The organism is Mycobacterium venezuelense (genome assembly GCF_054919535.1).
Map to the genome: position 1 here is coordinate 468928 of NZ_JBONDW010000002.1, position 18732 is coordinate 487659.

The following is an 18732-nucleotide window of genomic DNA, read 5'->3' on the forward strand; positions in this document are numbered from 1 at the left end:
AGCGAACTGCTGCAGGTGCTCGCGCTCATGGCCGTGCCCGCCGCCGTTCTGCTGTCGCTGCGATATGTCGTCAAGCGGCAGGAGCGCGATGTGCGTGGTCGGCGGAACGGCTAGCGCTCACGACACCCGTTCGGCGAACGCCGCGCGTTCGATCTCGGACACCGGTTGGTCGCGGCCCGCCGGCCTCAGATAGCGCTCGCGATACTCTGCCGGGCCGAGCTGTTCGATTTGACGCCAACCGTATTCGGCCAGCAGTTCACCGAGCTCAGCCGGATTCACACCGAACTTCCACAACCCGTGCTTGGTCACGAACTTCTCGTGGGCTTGATCGGCGCCGTAAAGGTTGACCCCGTCGACGAAGTCTTTCCGGAAATAGGTGAAGGCCAGGCAATTCCCGACAGCCGAGCCGCCCAAGCTGTCGAGGGTGCGGCGGACGACGGCCTCCGGCAGGTACATCGTCACCGATTCCCACACGAAGAAGGCTCGCATGTTGCGGTCAAAACCGTTGCGACACAATTGGTCGAACACGTCGTCCGTTTCCAGGTCGACCGGCAACAGTGTGACGTTCTCCGGGATGCGCCCAAAACACCGCCGCAACGCCTCGGTCTTGGCGGCGATGTTCGCCGGCAGGTCCAACTCCCATATCCGCAGTCCGGCGAGCTCGGCGACACGGTATGCGCGGGTGTCATAGCCCGCTCCGAGGATCACCACGGCATCGAGTCCCTGGCGTGCGACCTCGCGCAGCAGATCGTCGATATAGCGCTTACGGCACAACAGGCTGGCCCAACCGCCCGGTACCGACTTCTCGGTCGCTGCCACCATGGCGCGCCGTACCGGACCGAACCTACTGAGACTCAACGGAATACGCCACGGGCGCGGGAGGATCCGCTGCGCCCAGGGATCCGCAACCAGCGGCGGATCGTCATACTGATCGATAGCAACGATCAATGTCGGACCGATCGCGGTCCGCTCGACTCCAACGCTCATGTGTGCACCTCGCCGTCGCAGTTTCACCAACCGCCGACCAGGCTTCCCGGCACACCACGGTCGACGGTAGCAGGACAGACGTCAGGGCAACAGCCCAATTTGGCGGTAGACCGCACGTAGGTAGCGCCGCATTTCGTCGATGTCGGGCGGGTTGGGTTGAAGCACGCGATAGGTGATCGCACCGACCATCATGTCGATGGCCACGTCGAAATCGGCATCGGCGTCGATCGATCCCGCCTCACGAGCGCGCTCAAGTAGGCGCGCGGCGAGCTGCCGTCGCGGCAGGATGTAGCGCTCCCAATAAACCGCCATGAGGGCCGGATGGCTGACGGCCGATCCGAACACCCTGGCCACGAGGGCTCGATATTGTGGCGTGGTCACAGCGGCGGCCGCACCGTCGATGGCCGCTTCCACCAACGCATACGGGGACTCCGCCTCGATCGCGGCAGGCGAGGCCCAGCCCGCCTCGTCGACGATCAAGGTTTCCATGGCGGCCGCGATGACGTCTTCCTTGGTCGCCCAGCGCCGGTAGATCGTCGGCTTGCCGACACCGGCGTTTTTCGCGATCTGCTCGATGCTTGTGCCCTCGACGCCCCGCTCGATGAACATCTCCAGAGCGGCCTGCAGAATCGCGCGGTCGGCTGCCGCATCGCGCGGCCTGCCCCGGGGGGCCGGGGTGGTCATCGGGTGCTGCCGAATTCCAGCGCTGCGCCGAGCCAGCGGTCGAGATCGTCGACATCGCCCGGGCTCCCGCGCCACGCCAGATGGGCGTCCGGCCGGATCAACATCGTTTCCTCACCGTCGTGGCTCAGCGTTCCGACGAAATCACCGAGTCGGCGGTGCACCGCTTCGGGATCAGCCGATGCGGTTGCGGGCACGAGCAGCGCCCAGCGTCCGCCGAGCTCGTTGTGCAGTCGGGTCGAGGTGCCGTCCGCACGGGTACAGGCCAAGTCGGGGATCCGGTCACCGGGGCGCGGCTTTCGTCCCCGTCCACCAAGCGGACCCTTGCGATAACTGACCCACAACTGCGAGGCCGTGTATGTCGTCCACCGCTGAACGGCGGCGAGACCGAATATGCGCGTGGCGACGTGGTCACGCACGAAGCGTCCGGCGGGGTTGCTCGCGACGTTGACCCGCGTCACGGCGCTCGTGCCGCGCAGCACTTCGGTGGCCAGCGGCCGGCGTTCGGCTTCGTAGGTGTCGATGAGGGTATCGGCTGCTCGATCGCGGGCCACGAGAGCAAGTTTGAACGCCAGGTTCTCGGCGTCGCCGATGCCGGTCAGCATGCCCTGGCCGCCGAACGGCGCGTGCACATGTGCGGCGTCCCCGGCGATGAGTATTCGCCCGCGCCGATATGTGTCGGCCAGTCGGCGGTGCACGGTGAACACCGACAGCCACTCGGCGTCGCCGATTCGCACGTTGCGGCCGGTGCGCTGCGGCAGGACTTGCTTGACTCGCTCCAGAATCTCTGGCTCGCTTGGCTTTTCCCGCAAGGACGGATCGTAGACGAACAATCGCCAGAGGTTGTCCGTACCGCTGGAAGGCATGGGCATGGCGCCGATCACGCCGTCGGGGTGGATCCAGCCCGACGTGCCGCCTCGATCGAGGTCCCAGTCGAGATGGATGTCGGCCAACAGGAATCGTTCGGTCAGCTTGACGCCGGGAAAGTCGATACCGGCGAATTCGCGTGTCGCACTCGACGACCCATCGCAGCCGACCAACCACCGGGCGCGGATGGTCTCGCCGTCTCCCACATCGGCCACCACGACGTCGCGGTCTTGACGCGCGTGTTCGATCGCCTTGCCCCATTCCGGGGTCACGCGGAGTTCGGCAAGCCGGGCCCGGAGCGCTGCCTCGACCTTGGCCTGCGACACGACCATCGGCGGCGCAGCGGTGCGCATGCCCGGATCTCCGAATTCGAGTGTCATCACCGGCCGATCGCCGAGGTAGTTGGTGATGCGCATGGCCCGCAGTGACTCGTCCGGCAGAGTGCCCAACGCACCGATGCGGTTGAGGACCTCGGACCCGCGGGCGTGCAGGAAGTTGGCACGAGAGGTGGTCGCCGGACCCGGCGCGCGGTCGACGACCCGTACCGAAAGGCCGTGTAGCCGCAGGGAACAGGCCAAGGTCAGCCCCGTCGGGCCGGCACCGACGACCAGTACATCGGGATTCGAGTCGATGAAAGCCACTCGAATATCGTAACGATACCGACTCGTAATTGAAAGAGCGACTTCGGACGGAGGCAGACAGGGCTATGTTCGGAATATGAGCGCCGAGGCAGTCGATCAGTTGCGAGTTGGGAGTCTGTACCGCTATCCGGTCAAGTCAATGCTTGGCGAGAGCATGGACGCGCTGTTCGTCGACGCTCGCGGAGTCGACGGTGACCGCCGTTTGGCGCTGATCGACGAATCGAGTGGCCGCGTGGCGAGCGCGAAGCAAGCCCGCCTGTGGCGAGGGCTCTTGTCGTGCGGCGCCGTCACCGAAAACGGCGGCGTGCGTATCCAACTCCCGGACGGCCGCACGACGACGACCGATGACGACGACGCCGAGGTTCTGCTGTCACAGTTCCTTGGACGTTCGGTCCGCCTGAGCCACAGCAGGGCCGACGGCGCCTCGATCGAGCGTGCCGAGCCCGACCAGGTGCTCGACAAGGGCGTAGAAGCCGAAGTCGATGCGCCGATTCTTGAATTGGCCCAGGCAACTCCGGGGGATTCATTCGTCGACCTCGCTCCCGTCCATGCCATCACCACGGCGACGCTGGAGCGCATCGGCGTGGAGGCTGCGCGCTATCGACCCAACCTCGTGATCGCCACGCCACCCGGCTATCCCGCGTACGCCGAGAACGAGTGGACGGATCAAGTCATCAGCGTGGGCGCAACGAGGTTACGCGCCATGGGGCCCACGCCCCGTTGCGTCATTCCAACCCTCGAGCACGGCCAACTCCCCAGAGCACCGCACGCACTGCGCACTCCCGCGGCCGAGAACCGTGTCGACACCTTCGGGCTCGGCCCACTGCCCTGCGCCGGCACGTACCTCGAGGTCCTCTCCGAAGGCACGATGCAGATCGGCGATCCGGTCGCGCTCGGTTGATCGACCTCCACTTTTAGATCTTCAGAACTCTTGCCAAACACTTCGCCCAATTACTAGGATATCCAAGTATCTCGGGTGTGACCCGAGTCGTACTGCCGCACCAATGCGCATAACCCTTGGACGGATGTCATGACCACACAGATCCAGCACTTCATCAACGGCCAGCGCACGAGCGCCGGCTCGACTCGCACCGCCGACGTCATGAACCCCAGCACCGGTGAGGTTCAGGCGCAGGTGCTGATGGCGTCGGCTGCCGACGTCGACACCGCGGTCTCGGGCGCGGCCGAGGCGCAGAAAGAATGGGCCGCGTTCAACCCGCAGCGTCGCGCGCGGGTACTCATGCGGTTCATCGACCTGGTCAACCAGAACGCCAACGAGCTCGCCGAGTTGCTGTCACTTGAGCACGGCAAGACCGTCGCCGACTCGCTGGGCGATATTCAGCGCGGCATCGAGGTCATCGAGTTCGCCGTCGGCATCCCCCACCTGCTCAAGGGCGAGTTCACCGAGGGCGCCGGCACCGGCATCGACGTGTACTCGATCCGCCAGCCGCTCGGCGTTGTCGCGGGCATCACGCCCTTCAACTTCCCGGCGATGATCCCGCTGTGGAAGGCCGGCCCAGCGTTGGCATGCGGAAACGCGTTCGTGCTCAAGCCTTCTGAGCGTGACCCCTCGGTTCCGGTGCGGCTGGCCGAGCTCTTCATCGAGGCCGGTCTGCCCCCAGGCGTCTTCCAGGTCGTGCACGGCGACAAGGAGGCCGTCGACGCCATCCTTGAGCACCCGACCATCCAGGCCGTCGGCTTCGTCGGCAGCTCCGACATCGCCCAGTACATCTACTCCGGTGCGGCCGCGCACGGCAAGCGCGCTCAGTGCTTCGGCGGCGCCAAGAACCACATGATCGTGATGCCCGACGCCGATCTCGACCAGGCCGTCGACGCGCTGATCGGTGCCGGCTACGGCAGCGCCGGCGAGCGCTGCATGGCCATCAGCGTCGCCGTCCCGGTCGGGGAAGAAACGGCAAACCGCCTGCGCAACCGACTCGTTGAGCGGGTCAAGCAGCTGCGGGTGGGCCACAGCCTCGACCCGAAGGCCGACTACGGGCCACTGGTCACCGAGGCCGCGCTCAAGCGCGTCAAGGACTACATCGGCCAGGGCGTCGAAGCCGGGGCCGAGCTCGTGGTCGACGGGCGCGAGCGGGCCACCGACGAGCTGACGTTCGATGAAGCCGATCTCTCCAAGGGCTATTTCATCGGCCCGAGCCTGTTCGACCACGTCACCACCGACATGTCGATCTATACCGACGAGATCTTCGGCCCGGTGCTGTGTATCGTGCGCGCACACGACTACGACGAGGCATTGCGCCTGCCCACCGAACACGAATACGGCAATGGCGTCGCGATTTTCACCCGTGACGGCGACGCGGCCCGCGACTTCGTGTCCCGGGTCCAGGTCGGCATGGTCGGTGTCAACGTGCCGATCCCGGTGCCGGTGGCCTACCACACGTTCGGCGGCTGGAAGCGGTCCGGCTTCGGTGATCTCAACCAGCACGGCCCGGCCTCGATCCAGTTCTACACCAAGGTCAAGACGGTGACCGAGCGCTGGCCGTCGGGCATCAAGGATGGCGCCGAGTTCGTCATCCCGACCATGAAGTAGCCGAGCCGGTGAACCTGCACGATCTGGACGAAGACGACCGCGTGATCGCCGAAACGGCGGCCGCGTTCGCCGAAAAACGCATCGCGCCATACGCGTTGGAGTGGGACGAGAAACACCACTTCCCCACCGACGTACTGCGCGAGGCGGCCGAACTGGGCATGGCGGCGATCTACTGCCGCGAGGACGCCGGTGGCAGCGGGCTGCGCCGTATCGATGCGGTGCGCATATTCGAGCAGCTCGCGGCCGCCGACCCGACCATCGCCGCATTCCTGTCCATCCACAACATGTGCGCGTGGATGGTCGACAGCTTCGGCACTCATGAACAGCGCAAGACGTGGGTGCCGCGGCTGGCCTCGATGGAGTCGATCGCCAGCTACTGCCTGACCGAGCCGGGCGCCGGATCGGACGCTTCGGCGTTGCGTACCAGGGCCGTTCGCGATGGGGACGATTATGTCCTCGACGGCGTCAAGCAGTTCATCTCCGGGGCGGGCACATCCGACGTCTATGTCGTGATGGCCCGCACCGGCGGCGAAGGCCCACGCGGCATATCGGCGTTCGTGGTCGAAAAGGACACGCCCGGGCTGAGTTTCGGTGCCGACGAGCAAAAGATGGGTTGGAACGCGCAGCCCACCGCGCAGGTGATCTTCGAAGGTGTGCGGGTCCCGGCCGATGCCATGCTCGGCGGCGCCGAGGGCGAAGGCACCGGATTCGGCATCGCGATGAAGGGTCTCAACGGCGGCCGGATCAACATCGCGGCGTGTTCGCTGGGCGGCGCCCGGGCCGCATACGACAAGACCGTGGGCTACCTCGCCGACCGTCACGCGTTCGGCGGCGCACTGCTCGACGAGCCGACCATCCGGTTCAGCCTGGCCGACATGGCCACCGGACTGGAAACCTCGCGAAATCTGTTGTGGCGCGCGGCCTGCGCACTCGACGCCGATCACCCCGACAAGGTGACGCTGTGCGCGATGGCCAAACGCTACGTCACCGACACGTGCTTCGACGTGGCTGATCAGGCCTTGCAGCTGCACGGCGGCTACGGCTATCTGCGCGAGTACGGCCTGGAGAAAATCGTCCGCGATCTGCGGGTGCACCGCATCCTTGAAGGAACCAACGAAATCATGCGTGTGGTCATCGGTCGCGCGGAAGCCGCCCGAGCCCGCGCCTCGGCATAGGGAGACACGTGACGACCATCGCATTCCTCGGTTTGGGCCACATGGGCGGCCCGATGGCGGCCAACCTCGTCGCCGCGGACCATCCGGTGCGTGGCTTCGATCCGGTGCCGGACCTGAAGGTAGCCGCAGAAGCCATGGGCGCCAAGGTCTTCGACAGCGGTGCCGAAGCGGTGGCCGAGGCGGAAGTGGTGATCACGTCGCTGCCCAACGGCGCCATCGTCAAGGCGTGTTACGACGAGGTGCTGCCCGCGGCAGCCAAGGGGACGTTGTTCATCGATACGTCGACGATCTCGGTCGACGATGCCCGCGCAATGCACGCTCTGGCCGTCGAGCACGGGCACGCCCATCTCGACGCCCCGGTGTCGGGCGGCGTGAAGGGCGCGACGGCGGGCACGCTGGCGTTCATGGTCGGCGGCGACGACGACGCAGTCGAGCGGGCCAAGCCTGTGCTGGAGCCCATGGCGGGCAAGATCATTCACTGCGGCGCGTCGGGCACCGGGCAGGCAGCCAAGTTGTGCAACAACATGGTGCTTGCCGTGCAGCAGATCGCGATCGGCGAGGCATTCGTGCTCGCCGAGAAGCTCGGCTTGTCCGCGCAGTCACTGTTCGACGTGATCACCGGCGCCACCGGCAACTGCTGGTCGGTCCACACCAACTGCCCGGTACCCGGTCCGGTCCCGACGTCCCCGGCGAACAACGATTTCAAGCCCGGCTTCGCAACCGCGCTGATGAACAAGGACCTCGGCCTGGCGATGGCGGCGGTGTCGTCGACCGGGTCGTCGGCCCCGCTCGGGACCCACGCCGCCGAGATCTACGCCCAGTTTGCGGTGGACAACGCCGACAAGGACTTCAGCGCCGTGATCGAGACGCTGCGCGGCTGAGGCTGAGGCTGGGGCAGGCAGGCGCCTCCGTCGACGCGAGCCTCCAGTCGCGTGTGAAGCGCTACGGCGAATAATCGGCCCCGAAACCGCCGCCACGCTACAAACGCGAAACGTGCAGCTCGAGCGGTTGGTGTTTGGCTAGGTCTAAGAGCCGAGCCAACGGGACAGCCAACCCGGCACGCAGCGCTAAGCCGCCGACGGGCTGTGCTGGGCCCACCACTGGGCGTGCACACGCCGGCACGTCGCCAGCCGCAGCGGCTCGGTTCCGGCGTAGTCGGGCCGGACAGCGGCCGCGGTCCGCGCCGCCGCACCGACGTCCTCGGGAGTGATCAGCACTGTGGCGAGCCCGGCAGCGTTGGCAGCGCGTAGACCGTCGGCCGAGCCGGTCACGGCTAGCGCGTCATGCGGCAACACGCCGAATTCGCCCAGTGCGTGGCGGTAGACATCAGCGGGCCTGCTCACGTCATCGCCGGTGACGACGGTTTCCACCAAACCTTCGCCGACCAATTGGCGAACCAGCGGCTCGACCCAGCGCCGACGGCCGCTGGACACCACGCCCACCGGTATGCCTTCGGCGTACGCATCCATCACGAGGTCCACCAGACCTGTCCGAGGCGCCAGACCCAGGTCGAGAATCATCTCGTCGAACATCATGTCCTTGGCCGCACAGATCTCGTCGGCGAGCAGTTCGGTGAGCACGTCGCACTCCGGCCCGACGCAGCGCTTGCGGAGTTCGGCCGCGACGCGTTGGCGCTCATCGTGCAGGGCCAGCAGCTGCCGGTAGCGCGGGATGCTCCAGGCGATGGGCAGACCTTGCGCGGCGAACGCGGCGTTGAAGACGACGCGATGCCCGTCGACGTCAAGGTCGGACAGAGCATCGAGGTCGAAGATCACCGTCCGCAATGGACAGGCACTCGTGTCGGACGGCTGCGGACAGTCCCACCAGAATCGGCCGGCACGCCACGTTTTCTCCTGTGTTGAGGGCACCTGAAGAGAGTGGCCCACATCACACACGCTCCGCGTCCCCCGTAAGGGGGATTGGGCAGGCCAAGTTGAGCTACCGAACCGATCTGCCCATTTAGGGTGATGGCATGGCGCCCTCCTGCCCGGTGCGCCTTGTGCTGGTCGATGACCACGAAATGGTCATCGAGGGTCTCAAGGCCATGCTTGCCGCGTTCACCGATCGGGTGCAGGTGGTCGGGCAGGCCGTGGGTGCTGAGCGGGCGCTCAGCGTGGTCGAGGACTTGAACCCCGACATCGTGTTGTGCGACGTGCGCATGCAGGGCTCCAGCGGACTGGACCTCTGCCGGACGCTGCGTGAACGGGACCCGGAACGCAAGGTCGTCATGCTGTCGGTCTACGACGACGAGCAATATCTGTTCCAGGCGCTGCGGGTCGGCGCAGCGGGCTACCTGCTCAAGAGCATCAGCAGCGACGAATTGGTACGTCAGCTCGAGTTCGCCCACGGCGGCGAGACCGCGATCGATCCCGGCATGGCCGCCAGAGCCGCCGGTACCGCAGCGCGGTTGCAACGCGACGAGTTCTGGCCGGGCGTACGCCAGGGGTTGACCCAGCGCGAGAGCGAGATCCTGTCGTACGTCGTCGCCGGCCTGTCCAACCGCGGCATAGCCAACAAGTTGGTGATCGGCGACGAAACCGTCAAAACGCATCTGCGGTCCATCTACCGCAAGCTCGGGGTGAGCGACCGCGCCGGCGCGGTCGCCACCGCATTGCGTGAAGGCATCTACCAATGACCACGAAACGTGACCTCGCTTCGATCGACCTGACAGCCGATCGCGAGCTGGCGCTCCTGCGCGAGCTCATCCAGGCCGCCTCGAGCGGTCCCGGCGTCGAGCCGCTCGCCGCCGCGGCAGCGCGGATGATCACCGCGGCCACCGCGACCGATGTGTGCTTCGTGCACGTGCTCGACGATTCCGACCGCTCGCTCACCCTGACCGGGGCCACCCCGCCGTTCGACAGCGAGGTGGGCAAGATCCGGCTGCCGCTCGGGCAGGGCATCTCCGGCTGGGTGGCCAGCCACCGCGAACCCGTGGTCATCAGCGACGACAAGGAGGCCGACCCGCGGTACCTGCCGTTCGAGTCGCTGCGCGGACGCGACTTCACGTCGATGGTCTCGGTGCCGATGGAAACCGGCCCCGGCGGTCTTGTCGGCGTGCTCAACGTCCACACCGTGCACCGCCGCGAGTTCACCGCGCGCGACGTCGAACTGCTCGTGGTGATCGGCAGGCTCATCGCGGGCGCGCTGCATCAGGCGCGGCTGCACCGTCAGCTTGTGGCCCGCGAACGGGCCCACGAGAATTTCGTCGAACAGGTCATCGAAGCGCAGGAACTCGAACGGCGCAGGCTCGCCGCCGACATTCACGACGGCATCTCGCAGCGGCTCGTGACGTTGTCCTATCGCCTGGACGCCGCTGCACGCGCGGCGAGCGAACCCCACGCGGTGGCCGAACAACTCGACAAGGCGCGCGAACTCGTCGACCTCACGTTGCAGGAAGCCAGGGCCGCGATCAGTGGCTTGCGGCCGCCCGTACTCGACGACCTCGGCCTGTCCGGTGGGCTGGCCAGCCTGGCCCGTTCGATCCCCCGGGTGCAACTGGAGGTCGACCTCGCCGAGACCCGGGTGCCCGACCACATCGAGTTGGCGTTGTACCGCATCGCCCAGGAGTGCCTGCAGAACGTGGTCAAACACGCCGATGCCACCATGGCGCGGCTCACCTTCACCGTCGAGGACGGTGTCGCCCGCCTCGAAATCGTCGACGACGGAAAGGGTTTCGACACCTTTGAGCATCCCCTCGGCAGTGACGAGATGAGTGGGTACGGGTTGCTCTCGATGGCCGAGCGCGCAGAGATCGTCGGCGGCAGGCTCAACATCCGCTCGCGCCCGGGCGCGGGCACCACGGTGACCGCGACCATCCCGCTGCCGAGCGTGATCGATTAGCCGAGCGCGAATTCAACGACCGTTGACTTCTGAGCCCGGCTCCACGCCGCGCCGAGGCTGACGCGATGGTCGAAATCCGATCAGCGGAGCCACCATTTCGTCGGTCTCGGAGTCAAGCCTGGGTCGACGGCCTAACCGCCGAGTTTCCCGGCGTACTCGGGGCATTCGTACTTCACGGCCACGTCGACGATCACCAGCAGTGCTTCGGGCGGCAGCTCGCTGCCCATCTGGATGAGTACGTCGACGACATCCTGCTTGGAGTCGTTGAAGCTGCCCGCGGCCATGATGCACGCCAGTGACACCTGGTCGCTGATCGCCGAATCCGACCCCTCGATGCCCGCGGCCCGCACCTCGGCGTACGCCTCCGGAGGTAGCCCGGTTCCCGGCGCCGCAGTCGCCGTCGGCGTGCGGGTGCGGGTTGGGCTTTTCGTCGGCTTCTTCGACGTCGTGAACGGGGTTACATCGTCCGGCGCGGTAGCAACTCCCGACGTCGTGGTGGTGCAGGCCGCGACCGCTATTGCGGCGGCCGCGAGCACCAACCCCAAACGCTTGGCGTACATAGTGCTCCCCTCGATTGAGTTCGAGCCTACTGCCGCGAAATTCAGAAGTCCCCGGAGTTGCGGCGCAGCGTCTCGATCGAGGAGGCCAACGCGCGCGATTCCTCGTCAGACATCCCGACATCAGCGAACACCTGCTCATTGAGCGTGACGGTGGCGTCCTCGACCGTCGATCGCCCCAGATCGGTGATCCGCACCAGCGTGGTGCGGCCGTCCGTCGGATGCGGGATCCGTTCCACCAGGCCGTTGGCCTCCAGTCGCCGGATGGCATGCGTGACGCTGGTGACGTGCACCTGAAGCCGGTCCGAAGCCTTGGTGATCGGCAGGGCACCCGTGCGGCTGAACGCGAGCAGGCGCAGCAGTTCGAAGCGGGAGAAGCTCAGATCGTAGGGACGCAGTGCGGTCTCCACGCGCGCCAGCAAGATCTGGTGTGCCCGCATGACGGAGGTGACCGCGACCATGCCGCCGGCGACCTCACCCCAGCCGGCGGCCTCCCAGTTCGCGCGTGCGAGCGCGATGGGGTCGCGTTTGTCCGGTGGGGAGGCCACGGTTCTTCATACCGCATTCCCGCACCGACACGGCGGAACTCGGCTCCAATGCCGTCAGCGAACTGCCCGCACCGCCCGCAACACGGCTCGGGTCGACTGCCGTGACCCGATGGTGATCCGCACGCCACCGTCGGCGTAATGGCGCACCTGCAATCCGGTGCCGTCGAAGACGTCGCGCCACGGCACGTGGTCGGCAGGCAGGTAGATGAAGTTGGCCTGGCCGTCGGTGGTGTAGATGCCGAGCGCCCGCAGTCGCATCTGCAGGTACCGGCGCTCGGCGGCTATCATCCGGATACGTTGGCGTAGTTGGCTTTCCGCATCATAGGAAGCGGCAACAGCCACCGAAGCCGTGAGGCTGATGCCGAACGGCAACTGCATCGTCCACAATTGGCGGCCGAGTTCGGGGGCACAGAAGCCGTAACCGATCCGCAGGCCGGCCAGACCGTAGGCCTTCGAAAAGGTGCGCACCACCACGACATTGCCGAACCGGCCGACGAGGCTCGGCCCGTCGAGACGATATTCGGCGGCGAGGAACTCCACATACGCCTCGTCGAGCAGCACCACTGTGTCGGCGGGCACTCGCGTCAGGAACCGTTCGATGTCGGCCGCCGGTTCGACAGTGCCCGTCGGGTTGTGAGGCCGGCAGACCACGACCACCCTCGCCTGTGCCGCAGCGTCAGCCATGGCGTCGAGGTCATGATGGCCGTGGATGTCGAGCGGAACGGTGACCGATCGCAACCGTGCCATCTGAGCGAATATGGGATATCCGTCGAATGTCGGTGACGACATCACCATGGTGTCGCCGGGACTTGTCACCGCATGCAGCACCTGCATGATGACGCCCGTCGCGCCGACTCCGATCACCACCTGGTCCTCGCCGATCCCGTCGTGTCCGGCGATCAGGGATCGCAACCGCTCGGGCAGGAACTCCGGATAACGGTTGGCGGCTTCGTTCGATGTGCTCAGCGCGGACCGGACCGCGGGCAGCGGCGGGAACGGGCATTCGTTGAGCGACAACGCCAGCGGATTGACCGCCTGCGGAAGCGCACTGACCGCGTCGAGCAGTGCGCCGCGTGGCGCGGCCATCAGGCTCGCCCGCCCCATCGGACCGCCGCGGCCCCGGCGAAATCACCGGCGTGCGCGAAGGCCGACATCAACACGGTGTCCCCGGCCTTGACGCGGCCGTCGGTGATCGCCCGGTCCAAGTTGACGGGAATACCCGCTGCGAACAGGTTTCCGCATTCGTCGAAGGTGTCGACGTGACGTTCGGCGGGCAGTTCGAGCGCCTCACGCCAGTTGCGCAGGAACACCCGGTTCGGCTGGTTCGTCACCAGGAGGTCAACGTCCTTCGGCTGCATACCGATCCGGTCACACACGGCATAGGAGACCTCGGGCACCTGCCGGTTGCCTCGGGCGAGCACCTTGGTGATCTTGCTTTCGGTGAACCCGATGCACCCTTCCCCCGGGCCTGCCGCCCACCACTTTCGCGGCGGGTCGACCGAGATGGTCATGTCGCCCGCGTATTCGCCGTAGGTACGGCATTCCACGTCGAGGATCGGCGAGGTGTCCGACAGGGTCACCAACCCCACGGCGGCACCGTCGCCCGGCACCGAGGCCTGGGCCTTGCGGCGGATGGTCTCCTGCTCGAAGATCGAGCCCGCCGCGTTCTGCGCGACCGCGATCACGGCGGTGTTGCCCTCCCCGGAGGCCAGCAGATTACGGGCGAGCTTGAGGCCGAGCACGAACGCCGCGCAGCCGCCGTTGTGCAAATCGATGACCCAGTTCGGTTTCATACCAAGACGATGCGCCATTCCTCCCCCGCCGCCGTAGAACGGCATATCGGGCAATTGCGTGTGGGTGATCAGCACGTCGGCGCCCGTGATGACGTCGGCGCCGTGGCGTTCGATGAGCCCGGCGGCCGCCCGTTCGACCATGTCGATCGCCGTCTCGTCGGGCGCCACGTGATGGCGGAATCGCGGTGCCCGGAACATCAGGTTGTCACGCAGGTCATCGGTGTCGGCGAACTGCGCGTAGTAGTCGGCGCCGATCGCGTCACCGGGCAGGTACGTCGACACGTCGACGAGGCTCACGGGGGTGTTGTTGTTCATTGGCACGCTCATTTCATCCAGGCCGGGGTGAGCGGCAGGCCGTTGCGGTGGCGGTATTCGGCGATCGCCTTGAGGTTCTTCAGTTCGAGCAGGTGGCCGGGGCCGAACATGTCCCAGAAGTCACCGACCCACACCGGACGGCCGGGCGGAGCGGTTTCGGGGTACGGATTGTTGTCGTAGAACGGATGGTGGCAATTGGTCCACAGGACGACCGATCCCGGCTTGTCGAACACCACCTTGGCATCGACGATGCGCATCAGGTAGATCATCCACAGATGCTTCCCCTGATCCCATGCACAGTGGTAATCGACGGTCATCGCATCGGGATTGGCCACGGTGCGGGTGTAGATCTCGCTGCCGGGGCCGCCGTGGCCTGCGCCGAGCCGGTCGTAAGCCAGCCACAGTCCCGGCTCTTCCGTCGGGCTGAAACCGCGCAGGCTGTACGTCCACTCCTCCAGGCAGCGGGTGTCGGACAGGTAGTCGTACAACTCGTCCGGTGGGCAGTCGATGTAGTCGTTGACAGTGCAGTATTCGCCGAACACCTGGTCGTGCGGGTAGACCGACCGCATCATCTCCATGATGATCGGCGTGGCCTTCTCCTTGGGCGAGGTCTCGATGCGAATGAGCCCATCGATGGGGTCGGCGGTGCCCCGGTGGGTGGTGATGTCTTCAAGCGCGGGCAGCGACATGGGATGTGTTCTCCTTTGTGGTCGACGGTGTACTGGTGGTCTTTCCGAGAAATGCTGCGAACGGGGGGATTTCGTCGGGCGAGCACTCCACGCTGACGACGGACGGTCCGTCGGCTTCGAGCGCGAGGTGCACCGCGGCGGGCAGATGCTCGATGTCGTCGACGTCGAGCGCGGTGAGGCCGGGGAACATTGCGGCCAGGCCCGCACCCAGCCGGCTCGGGCCGAACCGGTTGTAGCTGTACCGGTCTTCGTAGAACATCTGCTCACGGGTCACGCACATGGCGTGCGCGTGGTTGTCGAACAGCAGGAACGTGATCGGCAACCGGTACTGCAGCGCGGTGTGAATCTCCATGCCGTGCATGAAGAACGAGCCGTCGCCCGCGATGATCACGGTCCGGCGGTGCGCGCCTGCCGCGGCCCGGTGAAACGTCATCCCGATGCCCGCGCCGAAGCTGTAACCCATGCCGCCCATCCCGAGCGCGACCATGAAGCGGCCGTCCCGGCGGACCGGCAGGTAGTGGATGGCCGAGGCGCCGATGTTGCCCGCATCGACGACGATGTCGGTCCTGTCCGGCAGTGCCCTGTCGAGCACCTCCATCGCGTCGCGGTAGCGGATGCCGGGCCCGTCATGGGCGGGTGGCCGTAATTCGCTGTGCGGCATGACTTCCGGCACGCGTACCTGCGTCGGGCGGCCGGTCCCCGACAACGCCTGACTGAGCAGGTTCAGGGTGCCGCGAAGATCGTCGGTGTGCACGTGCGGGCACGGAAGATACGGCGGCGCTGACCCGACCGAGAATGTCGGAACAGAGCCGAGCACATCGTCGAGGCCGGCGCGCGCGGTGACCGTCATGCGGGTGCCGACGAGAAGGCACACCGCGCTCTGCGCGGCCGCGGTCACGACGCCCGGATGGCCCATCACACCGGACACGCCGAGCGACGAGGAGGAGCCCAAACCCGGTGTGCCCGCGGTGTCCTTGGCGTCGGGCACCGTCGCAACGCGCGCCCGCAGAGTTGCCCGCAGCCGTTCCAACTCCAGCCGCGCGTCGTCCCTGGCGACCTGTTCGCCGGCGAATATGGTGATCGGCCCGCCCGCGCCGCGCAGCGCCTCGGCGAGTGCTCGCGGGTCGGCGAGCTGTGTTCCCACGTGGGATCCGTTGGTCCGGCCGTTGGTATGGCCCGGTTCACCGATGACGGCCTGCTGAATGTCCTTGGGCAGCAGCAGCACCGCGGGACCCCCGGCACGTGCCGCGGCAACCGCTTCCGGAAGCACCGTCAGGATGTCGGCGGGTGTCACGACCCTGCGGCAGTACACCGAGACCGCCGAGAACAGCGCCAAGCCGTCGAGTGCGCCGTTCTCGCCACTGGTGTCCTGGAAGGCGCCCCGCCCGTCGAGAGCCGTCGGCGCCTGCCCGATCAACGCCAGCACGCCGACCCGGCTGGCCAGCGATTCGCCGAGACCGGGCACGGTGTTCAGGCAGCCACCACCCGAGGTCGCGGCCACCACACCCAGCCCGGCGCCACTGCGGCTGTATCCATCTGCCATTGCCGCAGCGGAGAATTCGTGTTTGGCAAGTACCGCGGTGATGTCCTCGCGAAAGAACGCCGCGTCGTACAGATCCTCGATGTTGGCGCCGTCGACGCCGAAAATGTGTGTGACCCCGCTCGCCGCGAGAAAACCGACGATGTGGTCGACCACCCTGTGCCCTTTGGCCATATGTCACCTGCTCCCGTTCTCTGCCTAGTGACACGACCGGTGAGTAGGGTCGGTTCACCGCAGGGGCGGGTTTGAGCAGATTCCAATCGATGGCGCAGCAAGCTGTCAGATGAACCACAGGCGGCGCCGACGGAGTGGACGCGTCAACGGCGCGTGACGCTCCGCCGCGGTTACAGCTTCTTTTCGAGCAGCACCTTGCCGTCGGGCGACGAAACCATCTGCACCGCAGCGATTTCCTCCATGGGCTTCTGGGTGTTGCCGCTCGGCAGCGCGGTCGCGCCGGACAGGCCCAGCCACGTCGCGATCTCCTCGCGGCTGCCGTCCCGGCCGACCACCACCATGCCCAGGTTCTGCGGCGGTGCGTCGCGACGTCCCCAGTCCCCGTACGTGCAAGCCATGTCGATCCTGGTGCCCCAGCCGTAGCTGGTCATCGCGATGCTGGCGTTGATCGGCGTCTGCGAAACCTTGGTCATCTCCAGCATCTGCGCGGTCTGCTGCTCGGTGCCGCGCTGCATGCCGATGATCTCGGGCCGGATCGCGATCACCATGCCGACCGCCAACAGCGCCGCCGCGAGCCCGACCGCGGCCGAGGTGACCCACCGCGATCGGCGACGGCGCGCGCTGACCTTGGTCAGCACCGACTGCAGCACTTCTGGGCGCAGGGGCGGTTCGGGCTCTTCGTCGTCGAGGGCCCGCACGTCGTCGAGGTTGAGCATCGCCAGCAGCGCCGGCATTCCGCTCAGCTCGGCGACCGCGGCGCGGCACTGCGCGCACCCCGCGAGGTGCATCTCGTACTCGCGGCGCTCATTGCTGTCCAGCGAGCCGAGCACGTAGGCGGCATCCCAGGTCGCGTAGCGATCGGGATCGACTGGGTCGGCGCCATGGGGTACACCGAATCGGGTCATCGTGTCACCCCCATTTCTTGCAGGTTGAGCTTCAACGCGCGGACCGCGTAGTGCAGCCGTGATTTCACTGTGCCTTCGGGTATCTGCAGATCGTTCGCGATCTGCCCGGTGGTCCAGCCCTGGTAGTAGGCCCGGCGGATCACCGCTCGGTGTTCTTCGGAGAGTTGGCTGAGCGCGGTGCTCAGCAGTAGCCGGTCCAACGCGGTATCCACCTGGTCTGGGGCGGCGTGATGTTGGTCAGCCACCTGTTCGGGGTCCGGGACACCGGTTTCGTTGCGAAACCGAGCGCTCCGGCGTTCGTCGATGATCATGTTGCGCGCCACGGTGAACAGCCAGGCCCGGGCCGAGCGGTCCGTGTCGGCGGTGACATCGGGATGGCGCCACGCCCGGAGCAGAGTCTCCTGCACCACGTCCTCGGCGCGGGCCCGGTCCCCCGTAAGCCGCAGGGCGTATCGCCACAATGCCCCGGCATGCTCGTCATAGAGCGCACGCATCATCGCGGCCTCCGGATCGTCCATTCCCAACCTCCGTCTTTGATACGACGTTGGCGGTGATCCAGTTCATTACTACCTTTGCGCGAGCCCACCACACCAGGGTTGAGGCAATAAACAGGTAGTGATTGCTGGCGGCCCTACTGGGTGAGTATGCGAGGTCCGTCTTCGGTGACCGCGACGGTGTGCTCCCAATGCGCCGCGCGCGTTCCGTCAGCGGTGACGACGGTCCACTCGTCTTCGAGCACCACGGTCTTGGTGGTGCCAAGGGTCAGCATCGGTTCGATGGCCAGCACCGAACCGGGAGCCAGATATGGGCCGCGCCCTGGCGAACCCTCGTTCGGCAGGAACGGGTCCATGTGCATCTGCCTGCCGATGCCATGGCCGCCGTAACCGGCGACAATGCCGTACTTGCGGTCGTGCCTGGCCTCGGCGGCATGCGTCTCGACCTCGATGGCATGCGAGACGTCGGTGAGCCGGTTGCCGGGGACCATCGCGGCGATTCCGGCCTCCATGGCGGCTTTGGTCGCCGCCGAGAGCGCCTCGTCGGCGTCGATCAAGGGGCCGACGCCGAAGGTGACCGCGGAGTCGCCGTGCCAGCCGTCGACGATCGCGCCGCAGTCGATGGATACCAGATCGCCGGCGGCCAGCACCTCGCTCGCCGATGGAATCCCATGCACCACACGGTCGTTCACCGACGCGCAGATGCTGGCCGGGAAGCCGTGATAGCCCAGGAACGACGGCGTGCCGCCACCGTCGCGGATAACGGACTCGGCGACGCGGTCGAGCTCGAGCGTCGAGACGCCCGGCGCGGCGGCGGCCCGGACCGCACGCAGTGCGGCGGCGACGAGCGCGCCTGCGACGGCCATCGCGTCCAGTTCTGCGGGGGTGCGCTGCGCGACGACCTTGCGGTTACGCAACCCCGGCAGGTTGATCACACTGTGCCCAATTGTCGGTTCACCGACGTGCCCAATTGTC

At 66.7% G+C, this 18732-nt stretch carries 19 protein-coding genes; 6 read left to right on the plus strand and 13 right to left on the minus strand.

Annotated features, from left to right (window positions below; genetic code table 11):
• Nucleotides 1-117: 117 nt before the first annotated feature.
• The 3 genes from ACRCUN_RS04995 to ACRCUN_RS05005 all read right to left on the minus strand — a co-directional run bounded on the left by ACRCUN_RS04995 (nt 118) and on the right by ACRCUN_RS05005 (nt 3176).
• A complete protein-coding gene (locus ACRCUN_RS04995; protein ID WP_462140534.1) occupies nt 118-987 on the minus strand; it encodes an SAM-dependent methyltransferase in 870 nt (289 codons plus the stop codon).
• 81 nt (nt 988-1068) lie between these two features.
• Nucleotides 1069-1671: a TetR/AcrR family transcriptional regulator gene (locus ACRCUN_RS05000; RefSeq protein ID WP_462140535.1), complete on the minus strand. Its 603-nt coding sequence runs from the start codon at nt 1669-1671 to the stop codon at nt 1069-1071.
• On the minus strand, nt 1668-3176 hold the full coding sequence (locus ACRCUN_RS05005) for an FAD-dependent oxidoreductase (RefSeq protein WP_462140536.1): 1509 nt from the start codon (nt 3174-3176) through the stop codon (nt 1668-1670). Before ACRCUN_RS05005 ends, ACRCUN_RS05000 begins: the two co-directional genes overlap by 4 nt.
• Before the next feature lie 76 nt (nt 3177-3252).
• Here ACRCUN_RS05005 and ACRCUN_RS05010 point away from each other — a divergent pair, with 76 nt between their 5' ends.
• The 4 genes from ACRCUN_RS05010 (at nt 3253) to mmsB (ending at nt 7783) form a co-directional block, all read left to right on the plus strand.
• Nucleotides 3253-4077 carry an MOSC domain-containing protein gene (locus ACRCUN_RS05010; RefSeq protein ID WP_462140537.1) on the plus strand — a complete coding sequence of 275 codons (825 nt, stop codon included), beginning with the start codon at nt 3253-3255 and terminating at the stop codon, nt 4075-4077.
• Between the two features lie 129 nt (nt 4078-4206).
• The gene (locus tag ACRCUN_RS05015; protein ID WP_462140538.1) at nt 4207-5727 is read left to right on the plus strand and encodes a CoA-acylating methylmalonate-semialdehyde dehydrogenase; all 1521 of its coding nucleotides are present in this window, start codon (nt 4207-4209) and stop codon (nt 5725-5727) included.
• A 14-nt stretch (nt 5728-5741) separates the two neighbouring features.
• Nucleotides 5742-6902: an isobutyryl-CoA dehydrogenase gene (locus tag ACRCUN_RS05020; protein WP_462140595.1), complete on the plus strand. Its 1161-nt coding sequence runs from the start codon at nt 5742-5744 to the stop codon at nt 6900-6902.
• A gap of 8 nt (nt 6903-6910) precedes the next feature.
• Nucleotides 6911-7783: a 3-hydroxyisobutyrate dehydrogenase gene (gene mmsB, locus ACRCUN_RS05025; RefSeq protein WP_462140539.1), complete on the plus strand. Its 873-nt coding sequence runs from the start codon at nt 6911-6913 to the stop codon at nt 7781-7783.
• Between the two features lie 186 nt (nt 7784-7969).
• On the opposite strand, the gene ACRCUN_RS05030 is transcribed toward mmsB, so the two are convergent.
• Nucleotides 7970-8770 carry an HAD hydrolase-like protein gene (locus tag ACRCUN_RS05030; RefSeq protein WP_462140540.1) on the minus strand — a complete coding sequence of 267 codons (801 nt, stop codon included), beginning with the start codon at nt 8768-8770 and terminating at the stop codon, nt 7970-7972.
• Nucleotides 8771-8874: 104 nt separating this feature from the next.
• On the opposite strand from ACRCUN_RS05030, the gene ACRCUN_RS05035 reads away from it, so the two are divergent.
• Both ACRCUN_RS05035 and ACRCUN_RS05040 read left to right on the plus strand, forming a co-directional pair.
• Entirely contained in the window at nt 8875-9537 is a 663-nt protein-coding gene (locus ACRCUN_RS05035; RefSeq protein ID WP_462140541.1) for a response regulator, read from the plus strand.
• Complete coding sequence (locus ACRCUN_RS05040; protein WP_462140542.1) at nt 9534-10742, plus strand: GAF domain-containing sensor histidine kinase; 1209 nt, start codon at nt 9534-9536, stop codon at nt 10740-10742. Before ACRCUN_RS05035 ends, ACRCUN_RS05040 begins: the two co-directional genes overlap by 4 nt.
• 131 nt (nt 10743-10873) lie before the next feature.
• Here the strand turns inward: ACRCUN_RS05040 and ACRCUN_RS05045 are convergent, their stop codons facing one another.
• The 9 genes from ACRCUN_RS05045 to map all read right to left on the minus strand — a co-directional run bounded on the left by ACRCUN_RS05045 (nt 10874) and on the right by map (nt 18692).
• Complete coding sequence (locus tag ACRCUN_RS05045; protein ID WP_462140543.1) at nt 10874-11302, minus strand: hypothetical protein; 429 nt, start codon at nt 11300-11302, stop codon at nt 10874-10876.
• 41 nt (nt 11303-11343) lie between these two features.
• Nucleotides 11344-11847, minus strand: a complete 504-nt coding sequence (locus ACRCUN_RS05050) for a MarR family winged helix-turn-helix transcriptional regulator (RefSeq protein ID WP_462140544.1) — start codon at nt 11845-11847, stop codon at nt 11344-11346.
• 54 nt (nt 11848-11901) lie between these two features.
• Nucleotides 11902-12933 (minus strand): pyridoxal phosphate-dependent aminotransferase, encoded by a 1032-nt coding sequence (locus tag ACRCUN_RS05055; protein WP_462140596.1) that lies wholly within the window; start codon nt 12931-12933, stop codon nt 11902-11904.
• Entirely contained in the window at nt 12933-13955 is a 1023-nt protein-coding gene (locus ACRCUN_RS05060) for a 3-oxoacyl-ACP synthase III family protein (protein ID WP_462140545.1), read from the minus strand. The genes ACRCUN_RS05055 and ACRCUN_RS05060 overlap by 1 nt, the downstream gene beginning before the upstream one ends.
• A gap of 8 nt (nt 13956-13963) precedes the next feature.
• Nucleotides 13964-14644 (minus strand): SRPBCC family protein, encoded by a 681-nt coding sequence (locus ACRCUN_RS05065; protein ID WP_462140546.1) that lies wholly within the window; start codon nt 14642-14644, stop codon nt 13964-13966.
• A complete protein-coding gene (locus ACRCUN_RS05070; RefSeq protein ID WP_462140547.1) occupies nt 14625-16358 on the minus strand; it encodes a thiamine pyrophosphate-binding protein in 1734 nt (577 codons plus the stop codon). Before ACRCUN_RS05070 ends, ACRCUN_RS05065 begins: the two co-directional genes overlap by 20 nt.
• A gap of 170 nt (nt 16359-16528) precedes the next feature.
• Nucleotides 16529-17263: an anti-sigma factor family protein gene (locus ACRCUN_RS05075; protein ID WP_462140548.1), complete on the minus strand. Its 735-nt coding sequence runs from the start codon at nt 17261-17263 to the stop codon at nt 16529-16531.
• On the minus strand, nt 17260-17781 hold the full coding sequence (locus ACRCUN_RS05080) for a sigma-70 family RNA polymerase sigma factor (protein ID WP_462140549.1): 522 nt from the start codon (nt 17779-17781) through the stop codon (nt 17260-17262). Before ACRCUN_RS05080 ends, ACRCUN_RS05075 begins: the two co-directional genes overlap by 4 nt.
• Nucleotides 17782-17894: 113 nt before the next feature.
• The gene (gene map, locus ACRCUN_RS05085; RefSeq protein WP_462140550.1) at nt 17895-18692 is read right to left on the minus strand and encodes a type I methionyl aminopeptidase; all 798 of its coding nucleotides are present in this window, start codon (nt 18690-18692) and stop codon (nt 17895-17897) included.
• Between the last annotated feature and the right edge of the window lie 40 nt (nt 18693-18732).